The organism is Methanoregula sp. (assembly GCA_041645435.1).
Classification (GTDB): domain Archaea; phylum Halobacteriota; class Methanomicrobia; order Methanomicrobiales; family Methanospirillaceae; genus Methanoregula.
Map to the genome: position 1 here is coordinate 44,260 of JBAZQB010000002.1, position 15,986 is coordinate 60,245.

Below are 15,986 nucleotides of genomic sequence, written 5' to 3' on the forward strand. Positions count from 1 at the left end.
AAAATTACATCTCCTTTACGGCAACACAAAGCAGACTGCTGCCAAATGGCAATGTGACTGAACGGATAAGGGGCACTTCCAAACTGAAAATAAGAAAAAAAATGGAATTAATAATTACATTGGGCTGCAATTCACTCATGGCTTCTTTTTGAATCCGTTTTTTCATATCCTCATCATTTATGTTTCCTGTTCGTAATGAGAATTTTCGTGAGAGAAGAATGAACGGATAGAGAAGTGTCATAAAATAACTCATTTTTATCACCGTAAATCCATTACCTTCAACTTTTGCTCGTAATTCCTGCAGTGAGTATCTTCGCTTGTGTTCCGCATAGATGTCCATCGCAGACCACAAACGCTTGTCAGCAGGAACCGTAATAAAGAGAGTGCCACCCGGTATAAGGGCATCATGCACATTTTTCAGGATGGTTTCATCATCCTCGATATGCTCAAGGACATCAAATGCACAAATGCCATCGAATTCTTCAATAAACAGCCGGTCCGAGAGATTATATTGGTAGTAGAGATCTCCGGCATCCCTCTCTTTACAGAATCGCAGCGCATCAAAAAACAAATCTGCACATTCAATACTATATCCTATTTTTTTCAGATATCGTGACACATATCCATTTCCGCATCCCACTTCAAGGATACGTGATTGTGGAGATAAATATCGGGTAATTGCATCCCCGATTATTTTGTTCCGGACCCTGAACCAGAAATTTTTATCTTCTGACTGATACAGAATTTTAAAAACATTATCGGGAAAGTACGGTTCTTCATGCAGCGTATCACTAGCAAATTGAATAATCCCCTGTTTATCCGGATAGGTTTTCCCACAATTTTGGCAGGAATACTGCATAGAATCATTCAACAATGGATTTTTACACTTGGGGCAGAGAAGCAAGGAAAATCACTCCGGAGATTTGTTGCCATAAACCTTCTGGTAATATGCGAGGTAGTCTTTTTTAATTATTGAATCAAGCCATTCAGGATTATCGAGATACCAGCGGATAGTATTTTTCAATCCTTGTTCAAAGGGAATTGATGGTTTCCAATGCAGTTCTTTTTGGATCTTTGTCGAATCAAGCGCATACCGACGGTCATGTCCTTTACGGTCTTCAACATAGGAAATCAGTGCTTCTGAAACCTCTAAATCCGGGCGCAAATCTGCAAGATGCTGAATGATCAATTTCACAATCTCAATATTTGATCGCTCGTTATACGCACCGACATTGTAGATTTCACCAGCAACTCCTTTGTGAAGTACCAGATCAATTGCAGAACAATGATCCTCTACATGGATCCAGTCCCGGACATTGAGTCCATCCCCATATACCGGAATTGTTTTCCCGCTCAGGCAGTTGAGAATCGTAAGGGGAATTAATTTCTCCGGAAACTGAGACGAACCATAATTGTTCGAACACCGGGTGATATTGATCTGCAGATTGAATGTGTGGAAATATGCCTGCGTCAGCAAATCGGCGCTGGCTTTACTCGCGGAGTACGGGCTGCGGGGATCAAGCGGTGTGGTTTCTTTGAACATGCCCGTTTTTCCAAGCGATCCATATACTTCATCCGTGGATATCTGGAGGTATTTTTTTATTCCCTGCTGTAATGAAACCTGTAATAAGTTCTGGACACCCAAAACATTTGACTTTACAAAAATATTTGGATGAAGTATACTTCTGTCAACATGCGTTTCTGCGGCAAAATTGACTACATAATCTGGCTGGAACTGGTCGAACACAGTTTCTATTTTTTTTATTTTACAAATATCTCCTTTGACAAAAGAGTATCGGGGATCATTTTCGATATCGGATAGATTATTGAGATTTCCTGCATAGGTCAGGTTATCAAAATTGAGAATCTTAATGTCTTGATAATGTGTTAACAGATACCGGATGAAGTTGCTACCGATGAAGCCGGCACCACCGGTTAAAAAATATTTCATTGTATTCCATTTGGTTTATAGTTAAATTAAAGATGTTACTGTTCAACCTTATGGTCCCCTTCAACAGAAAGGTAGTGTTCCAAGAAACAACTGGTAATGGAAATACTTTCAATATGTGGGCTTTTTGCAATGGCAGGGGCAATTGCTCAACGAATTTCATCCAGATCTTTTGAAATGGATTATCAGCGATTTCATGGGACACTATCTAAGCTTCATAGTTTATATTAGTGCAGTGAGAAACGAGGAAATCAATTTATACCTGAAAAAAACATCCGACATCTCCGTATCGTAATGCTGGCCATATCCGATCCGTCTTGTCCCGTAATTCCGGGGATAAATGCCTTTTTACCAAGTTCCGTAGTATGGATACTATAGATGTTTTAGGAACCATCTTTGGGCCGGGAACCATCCGTTCGTTATACCGTGTCGGAATCCGGTGTAACCTGATTCCATACCTGTTGGTTCAAGCGTGTCAGTCTGGTTTCGCTTGTCGCGAATTACGACCCTTTCGATGATTCAGCGTTTGCTTCTCAATGACATCCTTTCTCTGGCAGATTGACCGGGTCAGACTTCCGGTTTTTTCCACGTTGTCCCGCAGGCTTCACACGAATCCGTTACCAGAAACGTATGCTGCGGTAGATATATCCCGAACGAATGGGATAGCATTGCGCAATCCATAGTACAGCCTCCTGTCGCACTCTGACATTCAGCATAGCTTTTTTCATGCACGATCCCGAAAGAATTTTCTTTTGGGTAATATGCTATTTAACACCTAAATCAAAGAAGGATTTACGGAGTACAAAATGGCAAAAATTGCATGTCCAAAATGCAATTTAAAAAGTTATACAAGCTGAAGAGCATAAAGAGACGTTGTGCGCGATGCAGATATGAATTCATTCCTCATAAATTACCATTGACTTTTTCACGACATGAATGGAAAGAAATCATTCATCTGTTTCTCATAAAACAGAGTTCGAACTCGATAAACGAATAAACAGGGTTCGAACAACGACGAGTACTCTGTGCATTACCTAAGATTCGATTTGTTATGACGGGAGACATTCCCGAGATCTTCTCTGGTACCGTTGAAGTGGATGAAACCCATATCGGAGGTCAATAGAAAAACAAACGGAAAACGATCCGTGATGAGGGAACAAAACGAGGACGAGGAACCAAGAAACAACCGGTATTCGGAATCCTTTGTCGCAACGGTATGGTTTGGGCCGAAGCTGTCGATAACGTTGAATCTGATACCCTTCAACCACATATCTCACAAAAAGTATCAATGGGCTCTATCGTTTGTTCCGATATCTGGAAAGCTTACACCGGCATAGCTGCCCGAGGATATGTTTATCGTCTCGTTAATCACTGAGAGAAACGGTGCTCCGATGGAAAAGGAAATCATATCAATGGGTTGGAAGGATTTTGGGGTTACCTGAAACGTAAACTTGCATCGAAAGGGGGAGTTCGAAGAGAGAGATTGCATCTCTTCTTAGGAGAGTATGTATGGAGATACAATCATCGGTCGGATCCAGAAGGGATAAAAACGCAGAGAATCATTCAGTTGTTAGAGAAAATTAGATGTTAAACTGGTAGTTTACCCTAATTTTTATTCGGATGATTAAACCTTGTTTTTATTAATTACTTTTTTGTAGAATGCTGTATCATGAGCTGCACTACCGAGTTGAGAATAAGTGCCATATTGATCAACAACAACCCGGAAACAAGAGCAACTGCACCAATTGCCGTATATGATAAATAGACTGCTTTATTCACTGCAAATTCTGTAAATGCCCAAAAGGCAAAGTAAAGGCCGATCACGAGCAGGATAAATCCGGGAATCCCAAAGGTCACTAAGGGTCTCCTGTATCCAATAATCCCGACAAGGTTGCTGAGAACCGCTAAACCATGACTGAAAAAATTTGTTTTATGTTTATGCGGAACTTCATAATTCACACTTATCGGGACTTCAACTATTCTGAAACCACGGTCCGATAAATACGAGATCATCACTGATTCGATATCATATCCTGATGATTCTATCGTAAAACTGTTCAGAGCTTTTGCATTCAAAGCGCGGAACCCTGACTGCGAGTCAGTGGCTTTATATGATGATGCAAATTTTGTAAATGTATCAAGTGTTTTCTGACCGATCTTGCGATAAAAAGGGATACTGTTCTCTTCTATGAGAAATCGTGATCCTATGACAAAGTCTGCTTCATCTTTAATAATCGGCGCTATTATACTCGGGATCTCTTCCGGGTGATGTTGCCCGTCTGCATCGAGCATAACAACAATATCTGCATTCAGCTGGCGCGCCCGGTCAAACCCTCGCATTACCGCATATGCCTTTCCATGGTTTTTCGAAAGACGAATGACTTCTGCCTCTGCATGGCCTGCAATAATACTGGTCATATCCCGAGAACCGTCATCAATAACAATGACTGTATTGACAAACTGCCGGGTCCGGATTACCACACTCCCAATCGCTATTTCTTCGTTATATGCGGGGATGACCGCAATGACATTTTTCCCGGATCCTTTTTCATCTAAATCGGGATATTCGTTTGAATGAGTCGTAATAATCCCACTACTATTAAAATTTTCAATTTATTTATCTATCTGTTTTTTGTTTTACAATGCATTTCAAATGTCTTTAGGGACTGAATTAATCTGACCCGGAATAGTATATGGAAATCTTCTTTTCGATATTATGTGAGTAAAAAAACAATTATCGATGAGTTTATTGAATGTGGCACCGATTTATTTTACATCATAAAAAATCTCTTGAGGATAAACCATGGAAACACGATCCGGCACTACCCTTTCCTTTGATGTATCGGTAGTACTGCCCGCACTGGATGAAGAACTCACCATAAGGGAATGCATAAAAAAAATCCTGATTGTGTTCCATGACCATGCAATCAACGGAGAGATCATTGTAGTGGATTCGTCTTCCGACAATACTGCAACGATTGCACAATCCCTTGGTGCGCGAGTGATAAAACCCGGAAAAAACGGTTATGGTAATGCATACCTCTACGGATTTAAACACGCTCAGGGTCGCTACATAGTCCTCGGTGATGCTGATAACACCTATGATTTTTCCGAGATCCCAAAACTCCTTGCTCCGCTAAAAACCGGTGCAGATTTTGTGATCGGATCGCGGTTCAAAGGAACAATTCATAAAGGTGCGATGACCCCTCTCCACCGGTATCTTGGCAATCCCGTCCTGACATGGATGGTAAATACCATCTTCCATACCCGGTTCACGGATACCCATAGTGGTTTTCGCGCGATCACCCGCGAAGCACTTGACCGGTTGCCGATCACAACCGGCGGCATGGAATTTGCCTCAGAGATGCTTGTCATGGCATCAAAAGAGCAGCTGAACATTGTGGAAGTGCCCATCGATTATTATCCCCGGCTAACTCCTTCAAAACTGCACAGTTTTGCCGATGGCTGGCGACATATCCGGTTTGTCCTGCTCATGAAGCCTTTGCCCTTTGTGGCAATTCCCGGACTCATATTTTCCCTGGTGGGTGTTCTGCTGATGACATTTTTTTATCTCCAGGGCGATGTGGAATCATCCCACCTTCATACCTTCATTCTTGGGGCCATCATGATCATGGGCGGTCTCCAGTTTGTGCTCACGGGTTTTTTAATGAAGACCTATTCTGTTATCCATGGTTACGAGAACAACACGGGGATTTTTGAACGTATTATGACTTACAGCAATCTCGAAAAGTTTCTTATGCTGGGATCTTTATTGCTGTTCATCGGAGCACTCATTGGACTCAATATCCTTATCCACTGGATAGCGGTGGATTTTGGCGTCCTTTCCGAGATCTCCACAGCAATCATTTCATTGGTACTGATCATCAGCGGTCTCCAGATCGTTCTCTTCGCCGTCTTCCAGAGTATGATGCTCTTAAACGAAAACAACAATCATAACAAGGATATTCAGGACGCCGTATAGTATGAACGGAATTTATGAGAATTTTGCGTAACGATCTGATGTCTCTTCCTCTCCAGGGTATGGACCAAACAACCATGAGCGATAAGTGCGGCTGGGTGCATGGTGTACATAAGAATTACATCCAACCTTAGGTTTCCACGATGAAGATTGCCATCATCTACGATGTTATCTACCCGTACGTGAAAGGGGGTGTGGAAAAACGTGTGTGGGAACTGGCGGTCCGCCTTTCCCATAGCGGACACGATGTCCACCTGTATGGCATGAAGTTCTGGGATGGCAACGACATTGTCAAACGTGAAGGTGTTACCCTTCACGGTGTCTGCCCGGCACAAAACCTTTACTCCCAAGGGAGAAGAACGGTCCGGGAAGCGATCTCCTTTGGCATTGCTTTATTTTTCCGGCTGCGTCAGGAAAACTATGATATTATCGACTGCCAGCAGTTCCCCTATTTTTCCTGTATAGCGGCAAAATGCAGTATAGTCTTTAAAAAAACGCCTCTTGTGATTACCTGGCATGAAGTCTGGGGCGATTACTGGTACACGTATCTTGGCATTGCAGGGATCTTTGGGAAATGCATTGAGTGGTGGGTATCCCGGCTCACGCCCGCGACGGTTGCCGTTTCAGCAACCACGGCAAAAAATCTCATGACGTTAAACGGCCAGAAAAACATCCGCATCATCCAGAATGGTGTTGACCTGAAACGAATAAATTCGATTCTGCCGCACGATGAAACTTCAGATATCATCTTTGTCGGCCGTTTGATCCGGGAAAAAAATGTGGACCTTCTTGTCCGTGCGATGGGCATCCTCTCACACGAAAACAAAAAGTATCAATTGCTGATCATAGGCGATGGGCCGGAACGTGAAACCATTGAACGGCTCATCCATGAACTCTCGATCGAATCCCATGTGCGTATGACAGGATTCCTGGACGATCATGACGAGATCATCGCCCGGATGAAATCTGCAAAAATATGTGTACTGCCATCAACGCGGGAAGGATTTGGTATCGCGGCGCTTGAAGCGCTGGCATGCGGGTTGCCGGTTGTTACGGTGGATCATAAGGCAAACGCAATACGGGATCTCATCACCGAGCAGAATGGCTGCTTATGCCTGCTCTCTGAAGAAGATCTTGCCGATAAAATTTCCAGAACGATGGCACAGCATAAGGAAATGAAAAATGCCTGTATCGCATCTGCGGAAACCTTTGATTGGGATCATATTGCCTCAGACGTTGAGAACTACTACCAATCAGTAATTGATTTCCGTCGTTAACCATAAAAAAGCGATTAAAAAAAGGGTGACCCAACAGGATGACTCCCTATCCTGAAACCAGTTTTCCCGTTACAACATCGTCTTCGGTCACCGTAATGTACCGGGAGGTACCGGTAATATGGTATAGGCCGTTTGTCTTGACCTCATAGTGATTTCCCGTTGTCGAATAGGGAACGACAAATTCCCCGTTTATACTTTCCTGCCGGTAGACAAATGCCCGCCCGGTGTTTGTCACAATCGGCACTTCAATAATCCCATCACCCGTGATATGGGCTCCGTTGACATACTCAAATATTTTTACATATTTGATATCCGGAAGTGTGGTAAGCGAAGATTCCGGAAACACAGCAACGGTTGCATTATTTTTGGACTCGTGGATGAGCCGGTAATGCTGCAATGCCGGGACAACCTCAATCGGTTCATACGGCTTGTCAGAAAACACATCTGCATATCCCTGGGGCACCAGATTTGAACCTTCACGTATGATTAGTGTGTCACTGGTGATGTGTGATCCATTTACCGGGCGCTCCTGGGTGATGACCCGAGCATACCCGTTTACCTCCCCGGCGGTCTCTCCGTGATTCGGGACCTGACGAATTTTGTAAGTCGTATATTGCAGAGATCCGGGATCGGTCATCGAACCATCATAGATATACAGCCGGACAACCTGTGTCTGGAAATACCCGTTTACAAACCGGTGAACTTTGAGAAGGTGGGAGGAATCGCGGGTGTCCGGAATCATGAACCATTTTATGTAGGAGGAAATATCAACAGAACCACTCTGCCAGGGAACAAGATTGGTGAAGGTGTCGACGGCCATCTTTGAATCGGTGATAATATATTTTCCACCGAAATTCTGGAGCAGCGTATTGGCTTTTGACTCATTTGTGCTCAGGAAATAGACCGCACCCCCATTCGCACCTTCCAGGTTGTTCTGGAACGGGTTCATGATCGGAATACGGTGCGAGAACACTGTAATCCAGTGCCCGGCATCCCAGATCGCCATGACCCCATAGGATTGAGCCGGGTAGGTAAACCCACTGGCATCATAGGATTGATAGTAATCAACACCTGTGTCCGGGCTGTTTGCTCCCAGCCATTTCAGCGATTCAATCCAGTCAGGAGATAAGGTATGGTCCGGTGTTTTCAGTCCATAATCTATATCCTGTGAAAGGGAAGCCACAATAAATGCAGCCGTTGTAAGAATTACGATAATGACAAGGATATTCTTTAAGATATCAATCCTGTTTGCCAGGTTGTGAACGGGGCGTTTTTGATCCCTTTTTTTATTCAGTTTTGGTATGGATACGGGATTTTTGTCCCCGGGTATATCCTTTGATATCTCCCCTGATGGCAAAATCCGGCATCTAACCGGTTCAAGGCATTGGAGAATTTTTTCCTTTCTGATGGTGAGTGTCTCTGCGATACAGATCGCAGCAAGCAAGGCAATATTTACGGTAAAATAATTCTGGAACCGCTGGAACTGGATGGTCAACAGCAGCATCACGACCGACCATACTACAAGAAAAACTGCGTTGCTCTCCCGATTTTTTATCAGTGCATAAGCTAGGATCAGCAATCCGCCAAGTGCCAGGATCAGGGAAAAATTGAAATTTTCCCATGCAATTGGCAAGGTCCAGGGCAGTGTTTCTACAATGCCCACGGAATAGGCTGAAAAACCAACCAGTCCAAGGGCCTGGTTACTGACTGCATTGAGCATGGGATTTATCTGGATAAGAACAAACCCTCCGATGGCAAGAGCTGCAAGACTTATTGTGTATAACCATTTTTTTCCGGAGCAACCCTTGCTCAGAATGGCAAGTACAACCGTCTCACCGATAAGTGCAAAGTGCACATAGACGATCCCGATTGAGTATTGCGTTATGGAGGTTCCGGGTTGTTTGATGCCAAAGAGCAGGAGGAGAGCAGAAGTTACCGATAATAATACCACATTGACGATGAGAAGATGGTTTGAGTTATTCCCCTGGTAATAATTCAGAATATACTGGACTGCTGTATATACTGCGATGACAAGCACCACAAGGATGATGGTAGTCGATGACAGCAGCGCAAGGAACAGGGAAATACCGGCCCCGATTGAAAAGAGAACCGGTAATAAAAATGTAGCACCTTTTTTAATGTCCACGGGATTTTTTTGTATATAATTGAGTACGGAACAATAGATGAGGATAAAGACCGTGCTGAATACCACTTCAGCCACATGGTGATCGTTCCAGCCATACGATGAAATGGTAAAATAATACAGGGAAATTATTGCGATCAGGCCCGCAGCTGCAAGGCCGGCAGACCTGTTCCACAATTGTTTTCCCAGATAATACATTACGGGAACCATCATCATTGCCATGAACGGCGCTACCCATCCGGACATAAAAAAGATCGCATCCCGGGTAGTAGCGCCGGTAATAAGACAGAGGGTCGCTGCAATGAACGGAACCAGCGGACCCCAGTCGAGGGTTTTTCCCCCGGGAAATGCAGTCATGGGATCAAACCAGTTATACTGGGGAAAATGATTCACCATCACTTCGATCTGTCGTAATGTGTAGTAACTGTCCGTATCATAGAGATACAAAAAACCAGCGTCATGGATGAAGAGTGCAGGAATGGCTCTTAATATCAGGGCGACTGCCATGAAAGACAACAACACTGCACCAATAATGCACTGCTGTTTTGTAAATTTTTTAAAAAAATCCATGTTCCCCCAACCTGATTCAAAATGATATCATACCGTATCAGTAACCCGGTCAATATTTCACATGCATGTCAATAATTCTTGTCGTTTAATTTCAACCTATTCCTGTTGATTCACAGGATAAAAAATGGCCTGAATTCAGGAGTGGTTTTTTTAATTTATGTCATTGTGAAAAAATCGTGGAGCAGCAGGCAGTTGCCGGTTACAAAAAAACCCTTCACTTTATTACCCCATCTCCCAAAACTCTTGTAGATGCGAACCAACCGTCACGAGTATTTCCTTGACCTTGCCCTCAGGTGCGCCCACCAGGGAACCTGCCTCCGCCGGAATTTTGGCGCGATCATTGTCGATGAATACAATACAATCGTCTCAACCGGTTACACAGGAGCGCCCCGCAAGCAGATGGACTGCACGGAGTTGAACCGGTGCTGGCGAAAGGATCACAACATCCCATCCGGCTCCAACTACGAGCGGTGCAGGAGCGTGCACGCCGAGATGAATGCCCTGCTCCAGGCCGGCAAACTGGCCCGGGGATGCACACTCTACCTTGCGGGATTCGATGTCGAGACTGAAGCGCTCACCCAGATCTGGCCGTGTTTCCTCTGTTCAAAGATGATCGTGAATTCCGGAGTCACCAACGTGATTATGCGGACCAGTGATAAGGAACACCGCGAGATGGATCCGATGGTGCTCTACCAGATGCGAAGCCGGGAATCCCTGGGTGAGGACGGGAAATAATCCTTTGCGGAACCGTTGCAAGGACTGTTACGGTAAAGGCCGTACCTATCCACGAGCCCGCTCACTTTTTTGTTCTTTATCCCGCGTTACCATGTCTTACTTTTCACCGCTTCATATGCAACAATGCCGGCGTCGCCCCCGGATCGAGCGGGTGATGGCAATCATAGGTACGATAGTTTTGTGGGCTGGATATTGAAAGAATTGGGTCCGACTCGGGGACCGTTTTGTCCCGGGAATGGATCTCCCGTTAAAAAACCCCGTCAGAGAAATGACGATTTAAAAAAATGGGACCGGGGGGAGGTGTGTGTGTTTACCCCTTTGGTCGCTGGTACTTTTTGGACGTGCCTGTGTCCTTTGCCTGTTATGAGGTGATGACAGGTGCTGGTGACACCTTTTTGTATCATCATGGTTTCGCAGTCTAGGATCAGAAACGTATGCACACAACCGCTTGGGCGCACGTTTCTCTTGTTCAGCATTGCTGATTGGCTTGCAGTATATATGCACAATCCCAATGCTGTGCATTAGTGCACAAACACTAAGCACAATAACTATTATTATCATAGCTTTTAATAAATCAATCGATCAAAGATCGAAGCAGTGCTGAGAATCGAAATGAATGGGATAAAACAGTTCTTTTCACGGATATACTGACATTTTTTTAAGGTGACTGGTCTATGGAAGCGGCAGACAATGAAATTACCCGTATCAAGGAGGTGCTCCGCGAGAACCCCCGGGGAATGAATATCAAGGAAATATCCGCTGCTGTTGCCATGAGCCGGAATTCCATTGCGAAATATCTTGATGTCCTGACGGCAGCGGGGCAACTCGAAGTCCGGTATGTCGGGAATGCAAAACTCTTCTATCTGGCAAAACGCGTGCCCCTTGAATCGATGATGAGCATGAGTCCTGATATGATCGCTGTCATGGACAAAGATATGCGGATTACCCAGGTAAATTCCCCGTTTGTTGATTTTATCGGCGCACCCAGGGACCGGATTATAGGTACCCGGTTGTTTGACCTTGCTTCGGCGATACTGCCGGTCGAGCAGATGATGGGATGGCTGCAGCAGGAAAGCGCAGATACAGACTCACGTCATGAGATACGGATTAAAAAAAATGATAAGGAGATGTATTTCAATGCTCTGTGTATCCCGACGCTCTTTGAAGATGGAGATACCGGTGTCGCCATGAGGTTAGAGAATATTTCTGATCAGAAGCAGGCCGAATTCTCACAAGGGGAGAACCAGCGAATCTTAGATGCAGTCCTGCATGCCTCCCCTGCCCCGATGTACGTGATTGGGAAGGATCACCATATTCTCGCATGGAACCGGGCGATGGAAAAGTTCTCCGGGTTAAAAGCCGCAGGTATGGTGGGAACCCGCAGGCAGTGGCAGGCGTTTTACCCGGAGGAACGCCCGAGTCTTTCGGATCTGGTCATCGATGGTTTAACCGGCCAGATCCGGGAATGGTATCCGGACACCGCACCGCAACCGGTATCTGCTGACGGGACTTTCATGGCAGAAGATGTGGTGCCTGCACCCGGTGGGAGCAGCCGGAGACTCCGGTTCACGGTGACTTCCGTGATGAACAATGGGGGGGATCTGATCGCCGCTGTTGAAATGATTGAGGAAATTCCTGTAACCGGAAATCCTGTGTAATAATATTTCCGGAACGGTGATCGCGAATGACTGGATATTTCGATAAGAAATCAGTTGTCTGGGACAAGGATCCCGGGCGGGTGCAGATGGCAAAGACCATTGCCGATGCCATGATCAGCGCCCTGCACCCGGAGGGGACTGAGCTGGTGATGGATTACGGTACCGGCACCGGTAACATTGCGCTCCGAATCGCACCAATGGTAAAAAAGATCATCGCGGTTGATTCAGCAAAAGGCATGCTGGATGTATTGCAGGAAAAACTCCTCGCTGATGGCATCACCGCCATCGAGCCACGGGAATGGAGCATTGGTCAGGATAGTACCGCTCTTCCCAGGTTTGACCTGATCGTGAGTTCGATGACCCTGCACCATGTCAGGGATACTGCCGCTGCGGCCCGGACATTTCATGAACTCCTGCTGCCCGGAGGGGAGATCGCGATTGCCGATCTCGATCCCGATAACGGGGAGTTCCACGAAGCCCCCGGCATTGCGGAGCACGATGGCATTGACCGGAAAAACCTGCAGCAGGCTTTTGAAGAGGCCGGGTTTGACTCTATCCATTTCTCAGAAGCCGCAACGATTCATAAGGCCTCCTCCCGTACAGGTAAGCCCCGGGATTTTTCCATTTTCCTGATGACTGCAAAGCGGCGCTGATCAAAGATTTCTTTTTTTTTACTTGCCATTGCTGTATCGATCATAGCACCCGCAAACGCATCACCTGCCGCTGCGGTTTTGTCTCCCGGCCCATGAGATCCAAATCCCTATTCGCTCTATCATAAACTCACCGGGGGTTTATAACCCCGTTTTTAGAGATTTCACTGCAGGTATCTGCGATCTGGTGCACAAATAAAGTCATTATACATCTCATTTTATATTCACTATATCCTTGGTTTCCGTGGAATCTACCTCGGTTTTTTTTTAAAAACAATGTCCAGCACCTTCACGGTTTTTTGCATCCGGCTGAGTCCTCTGGAGGGAACCTGCACTCCCGCTCCTCAAACCTGTATGCTGTCAAAAGGTCTCGCACCCGAGTAATGAAAATCGTCTGACTGCGGAAGGCAAATGCAGGTTATGGTACGGATGACTGCAAATTCTCAAAAGTTCTCATAACAAAATCCCAGTACCGGGAAAATAAAATCTGATGATTTCCATCCGTTTTCTGAATTTTATTATAAAATTTTGATTATTCAAGTAATCCGGCAAAACAATAACGTTCATATACCCCCTTTCTTCCACTGGAGCGGGCGGTATTTAAAGTCCCAATTTCCCCGGCTCGGGTTTATATGCGATTTTTATGCGCGCATATTTTCCACTTACCCGCACCTTTTGAGCGGACGGGAAATAGTGCGATATCCTTTGAAAATAGTGTATTTTTGATAAAAAAATACTTCAGGAATTGATTTTTCCAGGATATTTGGTAACCTTTTAGAAGAAAATAAGGTGAGCAGTAAAGATAATGGTTTTTTTATTTTTTACCTTTGTCCTTCTGCCGGGCTTGTTCTTCTTCCATCAGCAGGTTAATCACCGTTTCAGAGATATCCCCGGCGTACTCCCCCGCCCTCCGGATACTCTCAGCGATATACCCGACATGGATTGCCACAAGGGTATCCTGCCTGAGCACCATGTTGTTGATATCCTCGCAGATCGTTTCGAGCGCATGGATCGATTCGATATTCCGGTTCGCATCCTTCATATCGGCATTAAAAAAGGAAGTGATGCTCCGGTCAAAGTTCTCGAGTGAGAGGGAACTTGCCTTTTTTACTGCTGCAAGTATCTTTTTGTCAAGTTCCCCATCGATAATCGGGGGGGTGTTCTCGGCAATCCTGACGGCATGGTCCCCGATCCGCTCGATGATCCGGCTGAGCATGTAATAGTGCATTGCCATACTTGTTGAGATCCCCATCTTCCGGGACAGGGATGCGTTCTGCATGATCATATTGGTCTGCCGGGCTATCAGCCAGTTGAGCCGGTCAACGTCCATATCGCGGTTGATTACATCTTCAGCAAGTACCTTGTTGCGGGTTTCTAAAGCAGTGATTGCATCCTCGTGCATGGTCTTGACGATCACAAACATGCGTTTGATAGTATTTTCAAACGGCATCTCTGAGGGATTGAGAAGATCTTTTATCGTGATCACCGATTCGGTCTCCTCAACCACTTCTTGGCCAATCGTCATCTGGGAAAAGTCCCGCACAACGGTGCGGACGAACGGGGAAAAGCGCTGTTTTGTGGTGAGCCGTATGACGGTGAACCCGGTAATGTAAGTCCCGATAAGCAGGCGGAAGAGAAACGCCGGGTCGGCAACGGTGCTGCAATCGATCTCCTTGATCCGCTGGAGAGGGTCTTCGGTGATCTTTGTCGTGACCAGCAGCGTCCCGTCCGGCTGGGCGATAAGCCCGAGAGGATCATTTTTCCTGATGTGTTGTTCTCCTGCCCAGTCCTTGGGAAGTGTCACTACAAATGATGCACCCCCGGTTACCTGCACCCGCCTTATTTCCATGACTCACCTCGTATTACTATAGTAAACTGATTTCACTATGTTACTCTATTCTCATCTTTTTAATATATATTCATGTATAGTCTATGTCGAAAAACAGTATATTATCCCCGGGTAAATGGTGGATAGAACATCATGAAAGCAAACAGGAGTTCATCATTAGTTATCACCATTGGCCTTGCCGTACTGCTCATCGCAGCCATGGCAGTTGCCGGTTGTACTGACACCGCAAACAAGAACACCCCGGCAGTAACCGCTGCACCGGTTTCAACGCCGGCAGCAGTTGTCACGGCACAGAATGCAGTCCTGGCAGCAACACCCGTTGCACCGCAGGCAACCTCTGCCCCCGTATCAACCGGCCAGAAACAGACCATAAAGATCAGCGGTTCAACCACCGTCCTGCCCATTGTCCAGAAGGCAGCTGACCAGTACATGGTCACCCACCCGGATGCTGACATTCAGATCTCCGGTGGCGGGTCCGGGGTTGGTATCCAGGCAATAGGTGCAAAGACCGTTGACATCGGTATGTCCTCCCGTGAAGTGACCCCGGCAGAGATGGCAAAGTTCCCCGCATTCGTGATCACCACAGTTGCGCAGGATGGTATCGCTGTCGTGGTGAACCCGGTTAACACTGCCCAGTACCTCACCCTTGACCAGATCAAGGACATCTATCTCGGGAAGATCACCAAGTGGACCGAGATCACCGGTGCAAACGTTCCCAATACCAACAACCAGATTGTCGTCATCGGTCGTGACAGTGCTTCAGGCACCCGCACGTATTTCGATGAGACGCTTCTCCTGAAAGCAACGCCAACTGCAAAGATGCTGGAGAAGAACTCCAACGGTGCCGTTCTCCAAACTGTGGCCCAGACACCCGGCTCGATCGGGTATGTATCCATCGGGTTCGTCAGCAAGGATGTCAAGGCACTCCCCGTCTGGTACAATGCCCAGAAGATTGTCGCCCCCACCCTTGACAATGTAAAAACCAAGACCTACCCGGTCTCCCGTGACCTCTACGTCATCACGAACGGTCAGCCCACCGGTCTTGCCGGTGACTTCATCAAGTATATCCTCAGCGCAGACGGCCAGAAGATTGTAGCTGATGAAGGCTACGTGACCCTCAACTAATCCGTGATGCAGGTTACCGGAACCACATTAATTTTACTTTAAAAAAGGAGGC

Annotated in this window: 11 protein-coding genes; 6 read left to right on the forward strand and 5 right to left on the reverse strand. The window is 46.0% G+C overall.

Going from position 1 to position 15,986, the window contains the following annotated elements; all coding sequences use genetic code 11:
- Positions 1-4 precede the first annotated feature (4 nt).
- The 3 genes from WC593_03930 to WC593_03940 form a co-directional block, all read right to left on the reverse strand.
- Positions 5-859, reverse strand: a complete 855-nt coding sequence (locus tag WC593_03930; GenBank protein MFA4824287.1) for a class I SAM-dependent methyltransferase — start codon at positions 857-859, stop codon at positions 5-7.
- 51 nt (positions 860-910) lie between these two features.
- Positions 911-1,951, reverse strand: a complete 1,041-nt coding sequence (rfbB, locus tag WC593_03935) for a dTDP-glucose 4,6-dehydratase (GenBank protein ID MFA4824288.1) — start codon at positions 1,949-1,951, stop codon at positions 911-913.
- Positions 1,952-3,592: 1,641 nt separating this feature from the next.
- On the reverse strand, positions 3,593-4,561 hold the full coding sequence (locus WC593_03940) for a glycosyltransferase family 2 protein (GenBank protein MFA4824289.1): 969 nt from the start codon (positions 4,559-4,561) through the stop codon (positions 3,593-3,595).
- Between the two features lie 190 nt (positions 4,562-4,751).
- On the opposite strand from WC593_03940, the gene WC593_03945 reads away from it, so the two are divergent.
- Together WC593_03945 and WC593_03950 are read left to right on the forward strand one after the other, a co-directional pair.
- Positions 4,752-5,930 carry a glycosyltransferase gene (locus WC593_03945; GenBank protein MFA4824290.1) on the forward strand — a complete coding sequence of 393 codons (1,179 nt, stop codon included), beginning with the start codon at positions 4,752-4,754 and terminating at the stop codon, positions 5,928-5,930.
- Positions 5,931-6,070: 140 nt separating this feature from the next.
- Positions 6,071-7,204, forward strand: a complete 1,134-nt coding sequence (locus WC593_03950; protein ID MFA4824291.1) for a glycosyltransferase family 4 protein — start codon at positions 6,071-6,073, stop codon at positions 7,202-7,204.
- Between the two features lie 46 nt (positions 7,205-7,250).
- Here WC593_03950 and WC593_03955 read toward each other — a convergent pair whose 3' ends face one another.
- Positions 7,251-9,917, reverse strand: a complete 2,667-nt coding sequence (locus tag WC593_03955; GenBank protein ID MFA4824292.1) for an oligosaccharyl transferase, archaeosortase A system-associated — start codon at positions 9,915-9,917, stop codon at positions 7,251-7,253.
- Positions 9,918-10,166: 249 nt separating this feature from the next.
- Here WC593_03955 and WC593_03960 point away from each other — a divergent pair, with 249 nt between their 5' ends.
- The 3 genes from WC593_03960 to WC593_03970 all read left to right on the forward strand — a co-directional run bounded on the left by WC593_03960 (position 10,167) and on the right by WC593_03970 (position 12,963).
- Positions 10,167-10,652: a cytidine deaminase gene (locus WC593_03960; GenBank protein ID MFA4824293.1), complete on the forward strand. Its 486-nt coding sequence runs from the start codon at positions 10,167-10,169 to the stop codon at positions 10,650-10,652.
- Positions 10,653-11,326: 674 nt separating this feature from the next.
- Positions 11,327-12,310, forward strand: coding sequence for a PAS domain S-box protein (locus tag WC593_03965; protein ID MFA4824294.1), 984 nt, complete (start codon positions 11,327-11,329; stop codon positions 12,308-12,310).
- 26 nt (positions 12,311-12,336) lie between these two features.
- Positions 12,337-12,963, forward strand: a complete 627-nt coding sequence (locus WC593_03970) for a class I SAM-dependent methyltransferase (protein ID MFA4824295.1) — start codon at positions 12,337-12,339, stop codon at positions 12,961-12,963.
- An 811-nt stretch (positions 12,964-13,774) separates the two neighbouring features.
- Here the strand turns inward: WC593_03970 and WC593_03975 are convergent.
- Positions 13,775-14,809, reverse strand: coding sequence for a PhoU domain-containing protein (locus WC593_03975; protein MFA4824296.1), 1,035 nt, complete (start codon positions 14,807-14,809; stop codon positions 13,775-13,777).
- A gap of 132 nt (positions 14,810-14,941) precedes the next feature.
- Between WC593_03975 and WC593_03980 the strand changes: the two genes are divergently transcribed.
- Entirely contained in the window at positions 14,942-15,934 is a 993-nt protein-coding gene (locus WC593_03980; protein ID MFA4824297.1) for a phosphate ABC transporter substrate-binding protein, read from the forward strand.
- The last annotated feature ends 52 nt before the right edge of the window (positions 15,935-15,986 follow it).

Excerpts from the sequence above, each read along its gene's own strand:
- WC593_03975 (MFA4824296.1), bottom strand. The coding sequence starts at position 14,809 with ATGGAAATAAGGCGGGTGCAGGTAACCGGGGGTGCATCATTTGTAGTG.
- WC593_03965 (MFA4824294.1), top strand. The coding sequence starts at position 11,327 with ATGGAAGCGGCAGACAATGAAATTACCCGTATCAAGGAGGTGCTCCGC.
- WC593_03950 (MFA4824291.1), top strand. The coding sequence starts at position 6,071 with ATGAAGATTGCCATCATCTACGATGTTATCTACCCGTACGTGAAAGGG.
- WC593_03970 (MFA4824295.1), top strand. The coding sequence starts at position 12,337 with ATGACTGGATATTTCGATAAGAAATCAGTTGTCTGGGACAAGGATCCC.
- rfbB (MFA4824288.1), bottom strand. The coding sequence starts at position 1,951 with ATGAAATATTTTTTAACCGGTGGTGCCGGCTTCATCGGTAGCAACTTC.
- WC593_03960 (MFA4824293.1), top strand. The coding sequence starts at position 10,167 with ATGCGAACCAACCGTCACGAGTATTTCCTTGACCTTGCCCTCAGGTGC.
- WC593_03930 (MFA4824287.1), bottom strand. The coding sequence starts at position 859 with ATGCAGTATTCCTGCCAAAATTGTGGGAAAACCTATCCGGATAAACAG.
- WC593_03980 (MFA4824297.1), top strand. The coding sequence starts at position 14,942 with ATGAAAGCAAACAGGAGTTCATCATTAGTTATCACCATTGGCCTTGCC.
- WC593_03945 (MFA4824290.1), top strand. The coding sequence starts at position 4,752 with ATGGAAACACGATCCGGCACTACCCTTTCCTTTGATGTATCGGTAGTA.
- WC593_03955 (MFA4824292.1), bottom strand. The coding sequence starts at position 9,917 with ATGGATTTTTTTAAAAAATTTACAAAACAGCAGTGCATTATTGGTGCA.